This window comes from Piscinibacter gummiphilus (genome assembly GCF_002116905.1).
GTDB lineage: Bacteria > Pseudomonadota > Gammaproteobacteria > Burkholderiales > Burkholderiaceae_C > Rhizobacter > Rhizobacter gummiphilus.
This window is the reverse complement of the sequence record NZ_CP015118.1, coordinates 5393662-5412665: the sequence shown is the minus strand read 5'-3', so window position 1 is coordinate 5412665 and position 19004 is coordinate 5393662. Positions and strand designations below refer to the sequence as shown.

Sequence of the window (19004 nt, the reverse complement as noted above, 5' to 3'; positions counted from 1 at the left end):
CGGGTGTCCCGAGGAGTTCCCTGCCCGTGTCGCCCGAGCCGCGTGCCTTCACCATCCTGGTCGCCGACGACAGCGAGGATGCCGCCGAGAGCCTGGCCATGCTGCTGGAGTTCGAGGGGCACACCGTCGAGGTCGCCCATGACGGCACGTCCGCGCTCGTCGCGGCCGAACGCCTGCGGCCGCAGGTGGTGGTGCTCGACATCGGCATGCCGGGCCTGAGCGGCTACGAGGTGGCCACGCGGCTGCGGGCCACCGACTGGGGCCGCCGCGTGCTGATCGTCGCCGCCACCGGCTGGGGGCACGACGACGACCGGCGCCGTGCGCTGGAGGCCGGTTTCGACCGGCACCTGACCAAGCCGATGGACGCGACCGCCTTCGCCGCGTCGCTCGGCGAGTGGGTGGACGAGGCGGCTCGGCGCACCGGCCGCTGACCATTCTTCACCGCGCCGCCTGGCGCTTCCGCTACAGTCGGCCCCGCTTTCTTTCGATGCGAGGACCCGCCATGGACACTGGCGCACCCACCTACGGCGCCGACGACACGGGCCTGATCTGCGGTTACCTGCTCCGCCCGGGGCAGGCGGCGGCGCCCATCGACGCCGCGCAAGCCATTGCCTGGGCGAAGGCCGACGGCGATGGCGTGGACGACGATGCGTTCGTCTGGCTCCACTTCAACCTGTCCCACAACGCCGCCGAGCGCTGGCTCGCGGAGCAGGGCGGGCTGTCCGAGACCTTCTTCGAGACCCTGAAGGACGACACCCGGTCCACCCGCATCGAACGCGCCGACGACGTGCTGATCGCCGTGATCAACGACGTGCACTTCGACTTCTCGTTCGAGCCGTCGGACCTCTCCACGCTGTGGGTGCACGTGGACCGGCGCCTGATGGTGACCGCCCGCCGCCAGCCGCTGCGTTCGGTCGACAAGCTGCGCGGCGCGGTGCGCGGGGGCATCCCGCTGCGCTCCACGGTCGAGCTGCTCGAGCACCTGATGCGCGACCAGGCCGACGTGCTCGTCGAGATCGTGCGGAGTGTCACCGCGCGCATCGACGACATCGAGGACCAGCTGCTCGCCGGCAAGCTCGACACCAAGCGGGCCAAGCTCGGCGTGCTGCGCCGGCTGCTCGTGCGCCTGCAGCGGCTGCTGGCGCCGGAGCCCGCCTCGCTGTTCCGGCTGCTGCAGCACCCGCCGTCGTGGATGGCCGAGCGCGACGTGCAGGAGCTGCGCCAGGCGACCGAGGAGTTCTCGGTGGTGTTGCGCGACATGCAGTCGCTGCAGGAACGCATCAAGCTGCTGCAGGAAGAGGTGGCCGCGCAGGTCAACGAGCAGAACAACCGCAGCCTCTTCGTGCTGACGATCGTGACCGTGCTGGCGCTGCCGATCAACCTGATCGCCGGCCTGCTGGGGATGAACGTGGGCGGCATCCCGCTCGCCGACCACCCGCACGGGTTCCTCGTGGTGGTGGGCCTCGTGGCGGCGCTCACCGGCTGCCTGGGCTGGCTCGCCTTCCGGAAGAACCGGGAGCCCTGAAGGTTTTTCCGGCGGCGTCATTCCCCTGACACGGTCGGCCCCCACCATCGCGTGAGGCTGATTCAAGGAGTGAGTGATGGCCCCCGGATCCCCGACCCTGTTCCCGACGACGGCGCGCCGCGTGGTGCGCAGCGCGACGTACCACCGCCACGCGCTGGCATCGCCGTCGATGGCGCGCGCCGGCACCCGGCCGCCCTCGGTGGTGCCCACCCGTTCCTCGCTGCTGCGCCGGGCGCTGCGCACGCTGGGTTGCTCATTCTGAGCTTCACAGGCGCGTCATGCGCCGTGAAGAAAGTCACGGGATCGTTCCAACAGGGAGATCCCACGTGTCGAAGAAGCATCTGATCGCCGCCGGCCTGCTGTCGGCCGCGCTGGCCGCCCCGGCCGCCGCCACCACCGTGTCGCTCGCCGCCGACGGGCAGTGGGTCGGCTTCAACGTCAGCGACCTCGATGCCCTGTCGCAGGGTGTCGAATGGATCGACAACGCGAACAGCCTCGACCCGGCCTTCGGCGCGCAGCTCTTCTTCGAATTCACGATCGCCTCGGGGTTCACCGGCAGCCTCACCGTCGTCGACGCCGGCTTCGCGGGCGACACCTTCCTCGTGAGCAACTTCGGCAGCCTGCTCGGCAGCACGTCGTTCGTGCCGGCCACTTCGGTCGACACCGCCGCCTACGCCGGCCTCGACTACGCGGCCGCCCTGGCCGACCCCGCGAACTTCAGCAGCGCCACGTTCTCCCTCGGCGCGGGCACCTACCGCATCTCGGGGTACCTCGGCCAATCGGTGCAGTTCGACGGGCTGCCGCTGAACTCGACCGCCGGCGCCGTGAACCTGACGATGGCCCCGGTGCCCGAGGCCCCGGCCCTCGCGATGATGGTGGCCGGCCTCGCGCTGTTCGCCGGCCTGGCCCGCCGCCGCGGCTGAACGGGAGGCACACCATGACGATCTCCCGCCTCGCCGCCGCCCTGGCCCTTGCGGCCTGCTCGCTGGCCCACGCCGGCCCCACCGTCACCGTCAAGGTGATCGGCTTCAACGACTTCCACGGCAACCTGCAATCGCCAGGCACCTTCGGGGTCAACACCACCGTGCCCGCGGCCCAGCGCCCGGCCGTGGGGGGCGCCGAGTTCGTCGCCGCCGCCGTCGCCCGCCTGAAGGCCGGCAACCCGAACCACGTGGTCGTCGGTGCCGGCGACTTCATCGGCGCCTCGCCGCTGGTGTCGGCGCTGTTCTTCGACGAACCCGCCATCGAGTCGCTCAACCAGATCGGCCTCGAGTTCAACGCCGTGGGCAACCACGAGTTCGACAAGGGCTCGGCCGAGCTGCGCCGCCTGCAGAACGGCGGTTGCAAGACCACCAACGGCCTGCCCGACCCGAACAGCTGCCGCGGCCTCGGCTCCGGCGCGCCGGGCACGTTCGACGGCGCGAAGTTCAAGTGGCTGTCGGCCAACGTGGTCGAGACCGCCACCGGCCGCACGCTGTTGCCCGCCTACGGCGTCAAGACCTTCAACGGCGTGAAGGTGGCATTCATCGGCATGACGCTCAAGGCCACGCCGTCGATCGTCACGCCCACCGGCGTCGCCGGCCTCACGTTCAACGACGAGGCCGCCACGGTGAATGCGCTCGTGCCGAAGCTGCGCGCGCAAGGCATCGAGTCCATCGTCGTGCTGGTGCACCAGGGCGGTTTCCAGTCGAGCCCGAACCTCGGCGACATCAACGGCTGCGACGGCAACCTCGCCGTCGCGGGCGGTGGCGCCTCCGACATCGGCAAGATCGTCGAGAAGCTCGACAACGCCGTCGACCTCGTGATCAGCGGCCACACGCACGCGGCCTACAACTGCTCGGCCGGCACGGTCGACGTGCGCAGCGTCGCCGGTGCCGTCACCGTGACGCCGCGTCCCACGGGCCTGCCGAACAAGACGGGCCGCCTCGTGCCCGTCACGAGCGCCAGCGCCTTCGGCCGCGTGCTGACCGACGTGGACCTCACCATCGACACCGCCACGCGCGACGTGGTCTCGGTGGCCGCCACCAACCGCCTCGTGGACCGCACCGACCCGGCGCTGATCCAGGCCGTGGCCACGAACCCGGCCACGAAGAACCTCGTCGACGGCTACGCCGCGCTCGCGTCGCCGCTCGCCGGCCAGGTGATCGGCACCATCACCACGGCGCTGCCCAACACCGCCAACGCCGCTGGCGAGATGCCCGCCGGCAGCCTGATCGCCGACGCGCAGCTGATGGCCACGCAACCCGCCGGCCTCGGTGGCGCGGTGGCCGCCTTCATGAACCCGGGCGGCGTGCGCAACCCGGGCTTCACCGGCGCCGCGTACCCGTACGCGCTGACCTACGGCGACGCGTTCACCACGCAGCCGTTCGGCAACAGCCTCGTCACGATGACGCTGACGGCCCAGCAGCTCAAGGACCTGCTCGAGCAGCAGTTCGCCGGCTGCAACGGCCAGACGGGCCAGCGCATCCTGCAGGTGTCCAACGGTGTGAAGTACTCGTGGAGCGCCTCGGCCGCGCCGTGCGCGAAGATCGTCGACCTGAGCCTCACGCCCACCGACGTGTCGGTGGTGCCGCCGGTGTCCGCCGGGGTTGCCGAAGAGATCGTGCGCGCCGGCCTCGTGCTGAACCCCACGAAGACCTACCGCGTGACGGTCAACAACTTCCTCGCGACCGGCGGCGACGGCTTCACCGTGCTGATGGGCGGCACCGCGGTGCTGGGTGGTGCGCAGGACATCGACGCGCTGATCGCCTACCTGAGCAGCGGCTACAAGGCCCCGGCGCCGGCCTACGACCCGGCCGACCCGGCGCTGAAGCTGCCGCGCATCACGCGCCTGCCGTGAGCGGCCTCCGGCGACGCACGCTGCTGGCCTGGCTCGCCGCCGGGCCGGGCGTGGCCGCCGCCGAGACCGCCAGCGAGGTCCGCCTGCGCGAACTGATGGCGCAGCGGGCCGCGCGGGTCAACGACCCGCGCGTGCACCAGGCGGCCGCCATGGCCGACCGCGCGGCCCTGCTCGCCACGGGCGAGGCCGCGCTGGTCCGGGGCGACACGGACGCCGCGCAGGTGGCGTTCGAACGGGCGGCGGCCCTGCTCCATGCCGCCGACACCGAGATGGGCCTCGTGCGAACCTGGCTGCAGGCCGGGGAGTACCGCCGCGCGCTCGCGTTCTGCGCCCACACCGCGGGCGGACACCGCGAGGCCGCGGCGCCGGGGGCGCTGTACGCCTGGCTGTTGCGGCTGGGCGGGCAGCTCGACGCGGGCCAGCGCACGCTGGCGCTCGCGCAATCGCGCTGGGCCGGTGACGCCGTGGTGGACGCCACCGCACGCCAGCTCGCCTCGGCCTGGCCGGTGGCGGACGGTGTGCTGCTCGACACGCCCCATCGCATGGCGCCGCAACCCACGGGCGACACGTTGCCGGCGGGACACCGTGTGATGGCCTCCGGTGTGCGCGTGGCACCGGGGCGGGTGCTCGTGCCCGCGCGTTCGGTCGCTGCCTCGTCGATGTGGGTGCGCGACGGCCTGGGCCGTGCGGCCACCGCCACCGTCGAACGGGTCGACACCGACCTCGGGGTCGCCGTGCTCGCGTCGCCCGGTCATGCGGCGGGGCTCGCCGCACGCGACCCGTTCGCGGGCAGCCCCGGTTACACGGTGGCGTTTTCGGAAGGGGGCGATGCCGCCTGGCCCTGGCTGCACGCCGGGTTCCTGGGCGCGTCGGACCGGGTGGCCCGGCGGCGGCGCCTCGGCATCGATGCCCCCGCGGGCGCGGCTGGCGGGGGCGTGTTCAACGCGGCCGGCCAGTTCGCCGGGCTGCGCGACGGCGACCGCTGGCTGCCGGTCTCGGCCCTCGCGCCACTGCTGGCCGGGATCGAACCCGCAGCGCCGGTGACGGCGCGGGCGGGTGCCGACGAGGTCTACGAGAACGTGCTCGGGTCCATGGTGCAGCTGATCGTCACCGGCTGACCTTCCGGCACCAGCGCCACGGCCTGCAGGGCCAGCAGCACCTGGGTGAATGCCGGCTGGCGCAGCGCGTCGACGGCCGTGGCGGCGTCCGACGTGGCCGCGAGCGTGCCGGTGAGCGTGGGGGTCCACGACGGATCGGCTTCCGGGAACGAGGGCAGCGTGCCCACGATGCGCCGCAGCGCGTCGTTCACCTGCAGCAGGTGGCCGGGCGTGAACGTGCCCGACGCCACCTCGCTCGCATTGGGCAGCAGGTGCGCGAGGCCCAGGCGGGCCACCTGCCGCAGCGACGGGTTCGCGGGCCACGACGACGCCACCACGGGCTCGCCCGTGTCGACCCCGCGGGACACACGATCGCCCCGTTCGGCCTTCGACCGAACGTCGAGCCACAGCCCGTGCCGCGCCACCCAGCACGAGGCGGCATCGAGCACGGCGAGGGGATCGCCGTCGACCAGTTCGATCTCCAGCTCGTGCAGCGGCCAGCGCCGGTCGCCGCCGGTGATCTCGCCGATGTCGAGCGCGAGTTCCAGCGTGCCCTTGCCGGCCCGCACCTCGCGGTGCGTGCGGTGGACGTCGGTGCGGAACAGCGGTGCGGGTGCCGCACCGGCGAGGGCGCGCGCGATCAGGCCGCCCACCGGCGTGCCCTGGTGGCGCGCGAGGTCGAGGGCGGGCGGCGGCCCGTCGGCCGCACCATCGACCGGGGCATTGTGCTCGTGCCGCTGCATGCCGTGCGGATCGCCGGCCTTCGCGGTCTGCACCCAGCGGGAGCCTTCGAGGCGCAGGCGCACCGCGGCGCTGGCGGCGGCCAGCCGGCGGTCGGGGGTGTCGTAGTAGACGGCCTGCAGGCGGGTGCGTTCGCTGCGGCCGGACGCCATGGCCTTGGCCACGGCGTCGCGTGCCGCGGCGGGCACCTGGAACTTCAGTTCGATCTCGATCATGGGGGCGGCCGTGTCCTTCGGACCGCCGACTTTACCGCGCCTCCTGCAGCACCTCGCAATGGCGGACGATGGAAAATCCATCGCGGTCGAGCAGGTACAGGCGCACCCGTTGCCCCTCGGTCAGGTCGTCGAGCGCGGGCCCGAGCGTGGTGCGCGTGGCACCCCAGGTGCGGCTTCGCCCATCGGTGAAGAACGCGATGCCGAACTTCGGCAACACTTCGGAAACCGCGGCCTCCATGGGCAGCAGGTCGGAGTCGGGCGAGTCGGGCTGGTGCATGGCGTTCCTCCGTGTCGCGGGGTGAAGGATGGGCCCGGTCGTCGAAGCGAGATCCATGCCGCTCGCCCGGGGTGCACGACCGGCGGGAAGGGGATGGAAGACCCTTCGGGACGTAATAAGTTGTACTGTGCATCTTTCTGCGGTACAGTGGCCTCACACCGAAGGAGAGATGAATGACCGCCTCGACCCAGCTGCTGATCATCGACCCGCAGAACGACTTCTGCGACCTGCCCGAATCGTGGTGCCCCACCGACCCCGTGTCGGGCGCACGCACCACCCCCGCGCTGCCGGTGGCCGGCGCCCACGCCGACCTGCAACGCCTCGCCGCGTTCATCCGCGATGCGGGCGACCGGCTCGACGACATCACCGTCACCCTCGACAGCCACAACCGCCTGCACATCGCGCACCCCACGTTCTGGCAACGGGGCGATGGCGGCGACGTGGCCCCGTTCACCGCCATCACGGCCGCCGACGTGCGCGCGGGCACGTACCGCACGCGCGACGCCTCGGCGCAGACGAGGGCGCTGCAGTACGTCGAGGCGCTCGAGGCCCGCGGCCGCTACGTGCTGATGGTGTGGCCCGTGCACTGCGAGATCGGCAGCTGGGGCCATGGCGTGCACGCCGCGGTGCGCGCGGCCTACAACACGTGGGAAGTGCGCCAGCTGAAGGTGGTGCGCAAGGTCGCGAAGGGCTCGAACCTCTGGACCGAACACTACAGCGCGCTGCAGGCCGAGGTGCCCGACCCGTCCGACCCCGACACGTTGCTGAACCAGGGCCTGCTGGGCGTGCTGGAACGGGCCGACACGCTGATCGTCGCGGGCGAGGCCGGCAGCCACTGCGTCAAGTCGACCGTCGAGGACTTCGTCGACCAGCTGCCCGGCGGCCGCGCCGACCGCCTCGTGCTGCTGACCGACTGCATGAGCCCGGTCGGCGGCTTCCAGGCGCAGCACGACGCCTTCCTGAAGGGCATGGCCGCACGCGGAGCGCGGCTTGCCACGAGCACCGAGGTGCTCGCCACCTGGCGCAACCGTTGAACGAACTGCGAGAAAGCCGTCCATGACCCCGATCATCCAGAGCCTGCTGGACACCGACCTCTACAAGTTCACGATGTGGCAGACCATGCTGCACCGGCACCCGCAGGCCCAGGCGGAGTACCGCTTCGTCTGCCGCAACACGCCGGCGTTCCCGCTGGCCGACCTGCTGCCCGAGGTGAACGCGCAGCTCGACCACCTGTGTTCGCTGTCGTTCCAGGAGGACGAGCTCGCCTACCTCGGCGCGCTGCGCTACATCAAGCCCGACTTCGTCGACTTCCTGCGCATCTTCCGGTTCCAGCGCCGCTTCATCCAGGCGGTGGCCGACGGCCCGACGCTGCGCATCGTGGCCGAGGGGCCGCAGGTGCACGTGATGGCGTTCGAGATCTACGTGCTGGCCATCGTCAACGAGCTGTACTTCCGCCGCGCCGACCAGGCCGCCGCGGTGGCCGAGGGCCGGCGCCGGCTGAACGCGAAGATCGAGTTGCTCGAATCGCTGGGCCGCGAGGTGAAGCACCGCCACCCGTTCGAGTTCTTCGACTTCGGCGTGCGCCGCCGCTTCTCGCGCGCCTGGCACGCCGAGGTGGTCGAGACCTTCAAGACGCGGGTGCCGCAGTACTTCAAGGGCACGTCCGACGTGCGCCTCGCGCAGCAGCTGGACCTCGTGCCCATCGGCACCATGGCCCACGAGTACCTGCAGTCGTACCAGGCCTTCGACGTGCGGCTGCGCGACTTCCAGCGCCTCGCGCTCGAGAACTGGGTGCAGGAGTACCGAGGCGACCTCGGCGTGGCCCTCACCGACGTGGTGGGCATGGACGCCTTCCTCGCCGACTTCGACCTGTACTTCGCGAAGCTGTTCGACGGCCTGCGCCACGACTCGGGCGACCCGGTGGTGTGGGGCGAGAAGGCCCTGGCCCACTACGCGAAGCTGCGCATCGACGCGAACACGAAGCGGCTCACGTACTCCGACGGTCTCGACTTGCCCGAGGCCTTCCGCCTGTACGGCCATTTCGCCGACCGCGTGCAGCTCGGCTTCGGCATCGGCACGAACCTCAGCAACGACGTGGGCCTGCAGCCGCTCAACATCGTGATGAAGCTCACCCGGTGCAACGGCCAGCCGGTGGCCAAGCTGTCCGACAGCCCTGGCAAGACCCTGTGCGACGACGAGACCTTCCTCGCGTACCTGCGCCAGGTCTTCAACCACACGATCTGAGGAGCTCCCCATGCTGCACATCACGGTCGCCCAGCTCGACTGGTTCGTCGGCGACATCGAAGGCAACACGCGCAAGATGATCGAAAGCGCGCACCGCGCGGCGCTCGACGGGGCCGACCTCGTCGTGTTCTCCGAGCTGTGCCTCACCGGCTACTACCCCGGCGACCTGCTCGACGAACCGGGATTCCTGGTGCGCGTGGCCGCAGGCCTCGACGAACTGCGCGCGGCCTCGCGCCAGCTGCCCGGCCTGCACTGGGTGGTGGGTGCCCCCGTGCGCCGCCAGGGCCCCGGCAAGAAGCTGCACAACGCGCTGCTCGTGATCGCGGGCGGCGAGGTCGTCACGCAGTACGCGAAGCAGCTGCTGCCCACGTACGACGTGTTCGACGAGCAGCGCCACTTCGCCCCCGGTCCCGACGTGGCGCGGGTGCTGCGCATCGGCAACAACCAGGTAGGCCTGATGATCTGCGAGGACGGCTGGAACGACGAGGGGGGCGACTACCTCGTCAACCCGTTCACGCGGCTGGGCGACGCGGCGCCCGACCTCGTCGTCTCCATCAACGCGAGCCCGTCGAACGTGGGCAAGCGCGAGCAGCGCCACCAGGTGTTCGGCCAGGCGAGCACGCGCCACGGCCTGCCGCTGCTGTACGTGAACCAGGTGGGCGGGCAGGACCAGATCGTGTTCGACGGCGCGTCGTTCGCCGTGGAGCCCGGCCGCGGCGTGACCTACGAGGCGAAGCGGTTCGTCGAACACGTCGAGACGCTGCGCTTCGACAACGGGCGTTTCCTCGCCCGCGACGGTTCGGCGCTGCCGCCGGTGGCCGCGGAAGGCCTCTCCACGATGGCGTTCTACCGCGCGCAGACGGTGCTGGGCCTGCGCGACTACGCCCGCCGCTGCGGCTTCCGCCAGGCGGTGGTGGGTTCGTCGGGCGGCATCGACAGCGCGCTGACGCTGGCGCTGGCCGTCGACGCGCTGGGCGCGGACAACGTCGAGGCCATCACGATGCCGTCGTCGTTCTCGTCGAGCGGGTCCGTCGACGACTCGGTGCGGCTCTGCGACAACCTCGGCATCCGCCTGCACCGCCACCCCATCGCGCCGCTGGTGGACCGGTATGCCGAGGGGTTTGCGGCCACGTTCGGAACCCCGTTGAAGGGGCTGCCGCTCGAGAACCTGCAGGCCCGCATCCGCGGCACGATCCTGATGGAACACTCCAACCACTTCGGCCACCTGCTGCTCACCACGGGCAACAAGTCGGAGCTGTCGGTGGGCTACTGCACGCTGTACGGCGACACCAACGGCGGCCTCGGCCTGCTGGGCGACCTCTACAAGACCGAGGTGTTCGCGCTGTCGCGCCACCTGAACGAGGCCGCCGGGCGCGAGCTGATCCCGCAGGCCATCATCGACAAGCCCCCGTCGGCCGAGTTGGCGCCGGGCCAGCAGGACACCGACAGCCTCCCGCCGTACGAGGTGCTCGACGAGATCCTGAAGCTCGAGATCGAGGGCGGCCGGCTCGCGGGCTGGGAGCGCACGCAGGCGCAGGCCTTCGTCGACCGGCTGCTCGCCACGCCGGAGGGGCCCGCGCTCGTCGCGCGCATCCGCCGCATGATTGCGCGCAGCGAGTACAAGCGGCGGCAGGCGCCGCCCATCCTGCGCGTGCGTTCACGCGCCTTCGGCAGCGGCCGCCAGATGCCCATCGCGGCGTTCCACGCATGAGCGCGGCCCAGACCTTCGACGTGGCGGTGTGTGTCGGCCGCTTCCAGCCGTTCCACTTCGGCCACCTGGCGCTGCTGCACCACGCGTTGTCGCTCGCGCCGAAGGTGATGGTGGTGATCGGTTCGGCGTTCCAGGCGCGGTCGCCGAAGAACCCGTTCACGTGGCGCGAGCGCTCGGAGATGATCCGGCTCGCACTCGGCGAGGCGGACGCAGCCCGGGTGTCGTTCCTGCCGGTGCGCGACCACTACGACGAGGCGCGGTGGGTCACCACCGTGCAGGCGGGCGTGACGCTGGGTCTGCCGCAGGGCTCGTCCGTCGCCCTGGTCGGGCACTTCAAGGACGCGACCAGCGGTTACCTGCGCGCGTTCGCGGGCTGGTCCGTGGTGCCGCTGCCACGCGTGCGCGAGGCCGATGGCACCGGCATGCGCGACGCGCTCTTCAGCGCGGGCCTCGACGCGCGTGACGCCACGCTGGCCGCGCTCGTCGAGCAGGCCCCGGCGAGCACGCTGGCCTTCCTGCGGGCGTGGCTCGCGCTGCCCGAGGCGGCAGTGCTCGCCGAGGAGTGGCGAATGCTGCGGCAGTACAAGGCCGCCTGGTCGTCGGCGCCGTATCCGCCCGTGTTCGTCACGGTCGACGCGGTGGTGCAGTGCGCGGGCCACGTGCTGCTGGTGCGGCGCGGGGCTGCACCGGGCAAGGGCCTGCGTGCGGTGCCGGGCGGATTCATCGAGCAGCGCGAGACGGTGTACCAGTCGGCCGTGCGCGAACTCGCCGAGGAGACCGGCCTCGACCTGCTCGACACGGCGATGCGCCGCGCGCTGCGCGAGGTCGCCGTGTTCGACCACCCCGACCGCAGCCAGCGCGGCCGCACCATCACGCACGCCCACCACTTCGACCTCGGCGACCGGGAGCTGCCGGAGGTGCACGGCGCGGACGACGCGCTGGAGGCCACGTGGGTGCCCATCGACACGCTCGGGTCGATGGAAGACCAGTTCCACGACGACCACTTCCACATGCTCGATCACTTCCTCGGCATCACGCCGCGTTGACCATGGCCAGGCGCGCTCCCTCCTTTCCCCAGCCGGCCACCCTCGTCGACGTGGCCATCTTCGCGGTCCGCGACGGCGCGCTGAACGTGCTGCTGGTGCGCCGGGCCGAAGGCCCGGACGAACCGTTCCCGGGCCACTGGGCGCTCCCGGGCGGGTACGTCGACGTCGACCGGGACGCGAACCTCGACGCCTGCGCGCGGCGCAAGCTCGCCGAGAAGACCGGGGTCGCGAGCCCCTACCTCGAGCAGCTGGGCAGCTGGGGCAGCGCCACGCGCGACCCGCGCGGCTGGTCGGCCACGCACGTGTTCTTCGCCCTCGTCTCGTTGGGCAGCGCGCCGCTGGAAAAGGGCGCGAACGCGAGCGACGTGGGTTGGTTCGACGTGGAGCAGGTGCTGGCGTCGGCACCGCTCGCGTTCGACCACGGCGAGATCCTCCGGGCGGCCGTCGAGCGGCTGCGCGGCAAGGTGGAGTACACGTCGCTGCCGGCCTTCCTGCTCGACGAACCGTTCACGCTGCCGGAACTGCAGCAGGCCTACGAGGTGGTGCTGGGCCGCCCGGTCGACAAGAGCGGCTTCCGCACCCGGATGCTGTCGGCCGACTTCCTCGTCGAGACGGGCCAGGTGCCGCGGGGCACGAACCGGCCACCGATGGGCTACCGGCTGAAGGACCGCTCCGGGCCGGTGGTGTTTCCCCGGACGTTCAGCCCCCGATCCGGCTGAACTCAGGGTGTCTCCCGAGGGCAGCCCGTATCGGGCTCTGGCATTCTTTGTTTTTGGATGCCCGTCCACTTTCGTGGTCAAGCGGTGATCCGACGACCCGGAAGTGACTGCGATGCCCAAGACACCCTCGGAAGTGACCTTCGTGCCCGGCGACGGCGTCGCGGCGGTCGATCGTGCCCTCACCATCGCCACGGTGCTGGCCCAGTCGAACACCACGCTCACGCTGGCCGACCTGGCCCGCCTCACCGGCATGTACAAGAGCACGCTGCTGCGGCTGCTGTCCTCGCTGCAGCGCAGCGGCCTCGTGGTGCACCGCAGCGACAAGCGCTACGCCCTCGGGCCGCTCGCCTTCCTCTTCGGCCGCAGCTTCGAGCAGACCTACGGCCTGAAGGAGGGGGTGGTGCCGGTGCTCGAATGGCTCGTGGCCCACAACACCGAAAGCCCGTCGTTCCACGTGATGCACGGCCGTGACACGCGCCTGTGCCTCTTCCGCATCGACTCCCCGCACTCCACGCTGGACCGCGTCCGCGAGGGGGACGTGCTGCCGCTCGACCGCGGCGCGGGCGGCCGCGCGCTGGTGGCCTTCGCGAAGGGCGCCTCGTCGCAGGCGCCCCTGATCTTCACGTCCTTCGGCGAACGCGACCCGCTGTGCGCGGCCATCGCGTGCCCGGTGTTCGGTCCGTCGGGGCTGCTGCTGGGCGTGCTGTCCTTGTCGGGGCCGCTCGAACGCTTCTCGGAACTGGCCGTGCAGCGCATGGGCGGGCTGCTGCTCACGGCGGCGGAGATGGCGACGCGGTCGCTCGGGGGGCAGTGGCCGGGCACGATGGCGCCGGTGGATCGGCTGCGGGCCTGACCCGGCTCCGGAACACACGCATTCTCCAAACGTTCGTCGTCCCGGCGAAGGCCGGGACCTTGGGCGTCGGCTCGGCCCTCGTGGCATGGATTCATTTGGCGTGGTGTCCTCTATTCGGGTGAGGTCCCGCCGGGTCTCGGCCCGCGCAGTGTCCGCTTCCGCTGGGCACATCGGTCATCTGCGTCAAGCACAAAGCGGTCGCAGCGCCCGTGCGAAATCATCCGTCAATGCGCGCCGTGAAGCCCAGATCAGGTCTTCGCTTGATGACGAAGAAATTCACGGCGCGCTTCGCCGCGTCACGAGCGCCTTCTCGGAGCACGAGAACCGTTTCCGATTGATCGAGCGAATCGCAGAACGGTCCCTTGTGGTGCGCAAGTTCATCGCGAGTAGCGCAAACCAACGCCTCGAGCCCTGCTGGACCGTTCTCTGAAACGAGCCGACGAGCAAGTGCCGCTGTGATCGAAGCTTCCTGCTCGTCTGAAGTGGCATCTGCGAGCCGCATGAGCATCTCGACGAGGTTCGCCACCACTTCGTGCTCTCGTTCTGGCGATGGACCATGACTCTTCATTCTTGCGCGCAGGAGAACCGAATGACGACATCACCTTCGTCCTCGACCTCGGAAACCACGTCGCAGTTGCGGGTGTCGTAATACCGAGAACCAAACACCAGTCCTTGATAGATTTCGTCGCCGGGGTGCTTGAGCACAATTTCCACGATCCCCTCATCAGAAACGATCAGGTCTTTGAAGCAAATAAACTCGCAATACCGAGGCGACGGCCGACCAGCGAAGACATAATTTCGACGGACATTGCCGCGCTTGATGAGGCGGTCAACGAAAAATCGGGTCTGGAGAAATCCCGTCGTCATTCCAATCTTGATTGAATATTTTCGTCCTGGGCTCTTCACCCATTTTCTGGAGATATAGCTATCTACGCTGAATCCCGTCGCCAACACTTCTGTGTGAATCGCGTCGAGCGCCTGATCGCTGTGCGGGCAGATCCGCTTCAGCGCCGCGGTGATCACCGACGATAACCGTGCCTGCGACGCGATTGGATCGTCAACGGCAAAGCCGTCAACGGGGAAGTGGACCCTGACCTCTGGATAAATCGCCTCGAAATCCACGCCGCTGGACTCATCGACCGGACCAGGGTGCAAGATCATGTTCAATCGAGACACCCTCGCACACTCGATACGGGCGCCAGCCAATATCGACCCGTAGATGTATTCGACGTTGTTTGTGAGCCAACCAAAATCACCATAGGCGTCTGTCCGCTCTGGAAACAACGCAAGATCCCTGATCGGCATCGCTTAACCTCCTCTGTCGTTTACGCGGGTGAGGGCGCGCGTTCCCCGGGGGAGTCCTGGTTATTCCTCTGGGCATGAGAAGTCAAGAAAGTCCGCTTCCCCTGACATAGCGGACATTCCCGGCTCTCCGGACTCACACCGGCAACGCCGCCCCACACTTCGCACAGAACTTCGCATCCGCCGACGCCGCCGGCGCCCCACACCGCGTGCAGTGCAGCGCCGGCATCCCTGCGATGGCCGCCGCCACGTGCTGCTCGTGCGCCAGCTGCGCCGCCGGCGGCGCAGCCCCCAGGGCCTCGTCGCCGGCGCGCAGCGTGGCGAAGCGGGCCTGGTCCTCGGAGGAACCCGGTGTCACCAGCACACTCTGCTCGCGCGCGAACCGGGCCAGGTGCACCGCGAGGGCCTTGGCCTCGGGCTCGGTGGAGAACATCGCGGTGACCTGCCGGCGCTCGTCCTTGCCGAACACCACCGACTCGATGCGGGCGCGCCACACGCGCAGCGTCATGCCCTCGGTGCGCACCACGTCGTTTTCGGTGTTCAGCCGGCTCAGGAAGTTGTTGCCCGTGCCCACGCGCGAGGTCTGCCAGTTGCCGGCCATCTCGACCCACACCAGCACCGACTCGAAGTTGAAGCGGCCCCACAGCCGGCCGGCCGACTGGAAGCAGAAGGCGGCGACGAACCCGAGGATGACGGCGCTGCCCAGCAGCGACAACCGGTTCGTGCGCCAGTCGGCCAGCGCATCGAAGCCGTGCACGAAGGCGAGGGCCAGGCCCGTGGCCACGCACACCAGCACCACGCCGTACAGGTCGAGCAGCAGCACGTGGCGGTGGCGGCGGTTCGACAGGGCCAGGCCGAGCGTGGGCGCCTCGGCACCCGAGGCGGGCATGGGTTGTGTCTCCTCGAAGAGTTCACCCGCGAAGCTGCCCGACGGCGACGTGGCCGGCGTGAGCGGGTCGATGCGGGCGTAGCGCCGGTTCGGGATGCGTTCGGTCCATTCGGACTGCAGCGTGCGGTCGAGTTCGTCCATCAGCGTGGCCGGCGGCGCGTTCATCGAGAGGCGGCCCTGCTCGACGCTGGCGCGGGTCTGCGGGGCGGGGTCCACCTGGCCCAGCACCGCAGCCATCGCGAAGCCGCTGGCGACGAGTGCGGTGCCCAGCATCACGAAGGTCTGGGTGTTGAGCGAGAAGCCCTGGGTGGACGGCAGCTGCGGCGCGAGCCACGCGACGAGCACGGGCCCCACGATGGCCGCGACGACCAGCCCCACGAGCGACGCCGTGCTGAGCCGCGCCCGCTGCTGGCTCAGCGCGGGCTTGACGAGGAAGAACAGGCCGAAGGCGAAGTACAGGAACCCGATCCACGGCCGGGTGGCCGGCGTGCCGAACAGCACCCACGACACCAGGAAGCTCACGAGCGTGGCGCCGATGGCCGCCAGGTTGAACACGTGGCGCCGGGCGAGGGACTGCACTTCCTCGGGGGCCGTGATGAGGCTCGGCGCCCAGTGGTACAGCAGGCCTTCGACGGCGCCCTGCGGTTCCGCGTACGTGAGTCCGCCCTGGCGCAGCATCTCCTTGACGTGATTGGCCGCGGCCGACCCGCCGACCGCGCCGGCCGGGATCTCGGGGGCGAGCGACGCGGGGCGCCCGCGGCCGAAGAAGAAGCGCAGGCGCCGGGCCGCAGTGGCCGCGCACGCCAGGCCCGAGGCGAGCAGCAGCACGCCGGTCAGCAGCGGGGCGATGGCGAGCCGGACGGACTGCGCCTGCACCGCGCCACGCGCCCACCAGAGGCTGGTGACGCCGGCGGCGACGAGCACGACGGCGCAGAACCACAGCAGCCGGTTCTGCAGCCGGTACGGGTTCGGCAGTTCGAGGCGCTTCGATTCGGAGCTGTAGTCGTAGGCCATGGGGCTCCTGGGGCCGGAAGGCGCCGGCGGGCGCGGGGATCAGTGCCGGTGCGGGGCGTCCGGGTCCTCGTCCTCGGGGGCCGGCGGCTTCGCGTCGATGCGATAGCTCTCGGTGGCCCAGGCGCCGAAGTCCGCGTTCTTGCAGCGTTCGCTGCAGAACGGGCGGAACGGGTTCTCGGGCGCGTAGAGGCTGTCGCCACCGCAGCCGGGGCACTTCACGAGGCGGCGGGTGCCGGTGGGCGAGGTCATGTGCAAAGCGTGAGTTCGAAGCTGGCGTCGGTGCCGGCGGGCTTGAGGCGGCCCTCGGCGTCCTGGCGCATCAGCCGCACGAGCACCATCAGCCGGTGGCCGCTGATCTCGGGCACGAGCTGCAGGGCGGGGTCGATGCGCAGCCGGAGCAGTTGGTACACGCGGCCGGCCGGCAGGCTCTGCTGGTACTGGCCGCCCTGGCTCATCACCTTGTGCGGCACGCCCGAGTCGCGCAGCAGCGCGAGCACGAGCTTGAGCGCCTCGGCCAGCGGCATCAGCGTGCCGATCCAGCCGTTCAGGTCGGCCCGGCGTCGGGCCGGTTCGTGCTGCTGCCAGGCGTAGTAGGCCGGCAGGTCGAACTCGCAGGTGCCACCGGGGATGCTGATGCGGCTGCGGATGCCCATCAGCCATTCGTTGCTGTTGAGCGAGTGGCCGGCCTTGCCGGCGAGGTTGTTGAGGCCGTCGAACGCGTGGTCGATGCGGCGGATCACGTCGTCGAGGGCTTCCTCGGAGATGGACGGGTTGCCGCGGTAGCTGTTGAACTGCGTGCGCTGGCGTTCCAGGTCCTTGAGGACGTCGGACTTGAGGTCGGCGCGCGACGAGACGTCCATGATCTCGAACAGGGTCGCGAGCGCGTAGTGGTGGTCGACCGCCTCGTCGCGCGGGAGCAGGCGCCCCAGCCGGTCGAACAGGTGTTCGAGCCGGAGCATGGTGCGGATGCTTTCGTTGAAGGGGTATTCGTAGAGGACCAAGTGGTGGCTTTCTGCTCGATCAGCACCGATCGCTGCCGTGACATTGTTCCACAGGGTTCCATCGTTGCCACACAGAAGCCACCTCGGCGGCAAGTTCGTCCAGGGTCAGCCCGTCGTTGAAGATCACGGCGTCGGCCGCGGCACGGCGTGCCGCCCGGGGCGCCTGCTGGCGGATCACCGCCTCCACGGTGCCCGGCGCCCAGGCCGAACGGGCGAGCACGCGCTGCACCTGGACGTGTTCGGGGCAGTCGATCACGAGCACCCGGTCGACCCGGGCGCGCCAGCGGGACGACTCGACGAGCAGCGGCACGTCGAACACCCGCACCGCGTCGCCGGCCGCATCGGACTGCCGCTGGGTCTCGAGCCCGATCAGCGGGTGGAGGATGCCTTCGAGGCGCACCTTCGCCGAGGGGTCGGCGAACACCCGTTCGCGCATGCGGACCCGGTCCATGGCGCCGTCGGCCGCGATGACGTCGTTGCCGAACGCGGCGCGCAGCGGGTCGATGGCGGCGCCACCCGGCAGGGTGAGGCCGCGGGAGATCGCGTCGGTGTCGATCAGGACGGCGCCCAGCTTCACCAGCATGGCCGCGACGGTGCTCTTGCCGCTGCCGATGCCGCCGGTCAGGCCGATCTGCAGCGGCCGCGGGCGGCCGGACGGGGCGGCACCGGGCGTGCCCATGGGGTCAGCGCCAGCCGAGCCAGCCCATCACGCGCTCGGGGCCGGCGAACATCATCACGAGGCCGCTGCCCGCGAGGAACGGGCCGAACGGCACGTAACGCCCTTCGCGCAGGCTGCTGGCGATCTTCATGCCGATGCCGACGATGGCACCGATCACCGAGGCGCCCAGCACGATGGGCAGGATCATCGTGGCGCCCAGCCAGGCGCCGAGGGCGGCCAGCAGCTTGAAGTCGCCATGGCCCATGCCTTCCTTGCCGGTCAGGAGCTTGAACACCCAGTACACCGACCAGAGCGAGAGGTAACCCGCCACCGCGCCCCACACCGACTGCGACAGCGGCAGCGTCCAGCCGAGGGCGCTGGCGACGAGGCCGGCCCACAGCAGCGGGAGGGTCAGGTTGTCGGGAAGCAGCGTGGTGTCCCAGTCGATGCCGGCCAGTGCCACCAGCACCGCCGTGAACCCGGCCCAGAGCCAGGCGACGGGGTGTTCACCGAAGCGCCAGGCGACGCCGGCGAACAGCAGCGCGGTGGCGATCTCGATCAGCGGGTAGCGGAGCGAGATGCCGGTCTTGCAGGCCGAGCAGCGTCCGCGCAGCGCGAGGTAGCTGACCACGGGAATGTTCTCGTACCACCGGATGGCGTGCCCGCAGGACGGGCAGCGCGACGCCGGGCGCGAGAGCGTCACCGGTTCGGGGAGATCGACCTCGATGCCGAGCAGCTCGGCGCTGTCCTGCTTCCACCCGCGCTCGAGCGCGAGCGGCATGCGGTGCACGACCACGTTCAGGAAGCTGCCGATGCACAGCCCCACCAGGCCCATGATCCATGGGCTGGCGAGGAGGTCAGAGGGGGGAAGCT

The 19004-nt window shown here is 70.5% G+C and carries 21 protein-coding genes; 12 read left to right on the top strand and 9 right to left on the bottom strand.

What is annotated here, in order from left to right:
• The first annotated feature begins 26 nt into the window (after positions 1–26).
• The 6 genes from A4W93_RS24755 to A4W93_RS24730 all read left to right on the top strand — a co-directional run bounded on the left by A4W93_RS24755 (position 27) and on the right by A4W93_RS24730 (position 5482).
• Positions 27–431, top strand: coding sequence for a response regulator (locus A4W93_RS24755; RefSeq protein ID WP_157782229.1), 405 nt, complete (start codon positions 27–29; stop codon positions 429–431).
• 71 nt (positions 432–502) lie between these two features.
• Positions 503–1525, top strand: coding sequence for a transporter (locus tag A4W93_RS24750; protein WP_085753150.1), 1023 nt, complete (start codon positions 503–505; stop codon positions 1523–1525).
• Positions 1526–1601: 76 nt separating this feature from the next.
• Complete coding sequence (locus A4W93_RS24745) at positions 1602–1787, top strand: hypothetical protein (RefSeq protein ID WP_085753149.1); 186 nt, start codon at positions 1602–1604, stop codon at positions 1785–1787.
• A gap of 64 nt (positions 1788–1851) precedes the next feature.
• Complete coding sequence (locus A4W93_RS24740) at positions 1852–2448, top strand: hypothetical protein (protein ID WP_085753148.1); 597 nt, start codon at positions 1852–1854, stop codon at positions 2446–2448.
• Between the two features lie 14 nt (positions 2449–2462).
• Positions 2463–4364 carry a bifunctional metallophosphatase/5'-nucleotidase gene (locus A4W93_RS24735; RefSeq protein WP_085753147.1) on the top strand — a complete coding sequence of 634 codons (1902 nt, stop codon included), beginning with the start codon at positions 2463–2465 and terminating at the stop codon, positions 4362–4364.
• The gene (locus A4W93_RS24730; protein WP_085753146.1) at positions 4361–5482 is read left to right on the top strand and encodes a tetratricopeptide repeat protein; all 1122 of its coding nucleotides are present in this window, start codon (positions 4361–4363) and stop codon (positions 5480–5482) included. The genes A4W93_RS24735 and A4W93_RS24730 overlap by 4 nt, the downstream gene beginning before the upstream one ends.
• Here the strand turns inward: A4W93_RS24730 and A4W93_RS24725 are convergent.
• Together A4W93_RS24725 and A4W93_RS24720 are read right to left on the bottom strand one after the other, a co-directional pair.
• Entirely contained in the window at positions 5434–6417 is a 984-nt protein-coding gene (locus A4W93_RS24725; protein WP_169726586.1) for a CYTH domain-containing protein, read from the bottom strand. The genes A4W93_RS24730 and A4W93_RS24725 overlap by 49 nt on opposite strands.
• A 31-nt stretch (positions 6418–6448) precedes the next feature.
• Positions 6449–6694 carry a hypothetical protein gene (locus tag A4W93_RS24720; protein WP_085753144.1) on the bottom strand — a complete coding sequence of 82 codons (246 nt, stop codon included), beginning with the start codon at positions 6692–6694 and terminating at the stop codon, positions 6449–6451.
• Positions 6695–6867: 173 nt separating this feature from the next.
• On the opposite strand from A4W93_RS24720, the gene A4W93_RS24715 reads away from it, so the two are divergent.
• From A4W93_RS24715 to A4W93_RS24690, 6 genes are all read left to right on the top strand, one after another.
• Positions 6868–7728 carry a cysteine hydrolase family protein gene (locus tag A4W93_RS24715; RefSeq protein ID WP_085753143.1) on the top strand — a complete coding sequence of 287 codons (861 nt, stop codon included), beginning with the start codon at positions 6868–6870 and terminating at the stop codon, positions 7726–7728.
• A 22-nt stretch (positions 7729–7750) separates the two neighbouring features.
• Positions 7751–8938 (top strand): nicotinate phosphoribosyltransferase, encoded by a 1188-nt coding sequence (gene pncB / locus A4W93_RS24710; protein WP_085753142.1) that lies wholly within the window; start codon positions 7751–7753, stop codon positions 8936–8938.
• Positions 8939–8948: 10 nt separating this feature from the next.
• Entirely contained in the window at positions 8949–10649 is a 1701-nt protein-coding gene (locus A4W93_RS24705; RefSeq protein WP_085753141.1) for an NAD+ synthase, read from the top strand.
• Positions 10646–11695, top strand: a complete 1050-nt coding sequence (locus A4W93_RS24700) for a bifunctional nicotinamide-nucleotide adenylyltransferase/Nudix hydroxylase (protein ID WP_085753140.1) — start codon at positions 10646–10648, stop codon at positions 11693–11695. Before A4W93_RS24705 ends, A4W93_RS24700 begins: the two co-directional genes overlap by 4 nt.
• Before the next feature lie 2 nt (positions 11696–11697).
• On the top strand, positions 11698–12414 hold the full coding sequence (locus A4W93_RS24695) for an NUDIX hydrolase (protein ID WP_085753139.1): 717 nt from the start codon (positions 11698–11700) through the stop codon (positions 12412–12414).
• Between the two features lie 112 nt (positions 12415–12526).
• Positions 12527–13267, top strand: a complete 741-nt coding sequence (locus A4W93_RS24690) for a helix-turn-helix domain-containing protein (protein ID WP_085753138.1) — start codon at positions 12527–12529, stop codon at positions 13265–13267.
• A 217-nt stretch (positions 13268–13484) separates the two neighbouring features.
• Here the strand turns inward: A4W93_RS24690 and A4W93_RS29910 are convergent, their stop codons facing one another.
• The 7 genes from A4W93_RS29910 to A4W93_RS24660 all read right to left on the bottom strand — a co-directional run bounded on the left by A4W93_RS29910 (position 13485) and on the right by A4W93_RS24660 (position 18966).
• Positions 13485–13793: a hypothetical protein gene (locus A4W93_RS29910; protein WP_157131768.1), complete on the bottom strand. Its 309-nt coding sequence runs from the start codon at positions 13791–13793 to the stop codon at positions 13485–13487.
• A gap of 38 nt (positions 13794–13831) precedes the next feature.
• Positions 13832–14572 carry a hypothetical protein gene (locus tag A4W93_RS24685; RefSeq protein WP_085753137.1) on the bottom strand — a complete coding sequence of 247 codons (741 nt, stop codon included), beginning with the start codon at positions 14570–14572 and terminating at the stop codon, positions 13832–13834.
• A gap of 133 nt (positions 14573–14705) precedes the next feature.
• Positions 14706–16472: a zinc ribbon domain-containing protein gene (locus A4W93_RS24680; RefSeq protein WP_085753136.1), complete on the bottom strand. Its 1767-nt coding sequence runs from the start codon at positions 16470–16472 to the stop codon at positions 14706–14708.
• Between the two features lie 39 nt (positions 16473–16511).
• On the bottom strand, positions 16512–16721 hold the full coding sequence (locus A4W93_RS24675) for a DNA gyrase inhibitor YacG (RefSeq protein ID WP_085753135.1): 210 nt from the start codon (positions 16719–16721) through the stop codon (positions 16512–16514).
• On the bottom strand, positions 16718–17473 hold the full coding sequence (zapD, locus tag A4W93_RS24670; RefSeq protein ID WP_085753134.1) for a cell division protein ZapD: 756 nt from the start codon (positions 17471–17473) through the stop codon (positions 16718–16720). The genes A4W93_RS24675 and zapD overlap by 4 nt, the downstream gene beginning before the upstream one ends.
• 19 nt (positions 17474–17492) lie before the next feature.
• Positions 17493–18152 (bottom strand): dephospho-CoA kinase, encoded by a 660-nt coding sequence (gene coaE, locus A4W93_RS24665; protein WP_085753133.1) that lies wholly within the window; start codon positions 18150–18152, stop codon positions 17493–17495.
• A 4-nt stretch (positions 18153–18156) separates the two neighbouring features.
• A complete protein-coding gene (locus tag A4W93_RS24660) occupies positions 18157–18966 on the bottom strand; it encodes a prepilin peptidase (RefSeq protein ID WP_269466971.1) in 810 nt (269 codons plus the stop codon).
• Between the last annotated feature and the right edge of the window lie 38 nt (positions 18967–19004).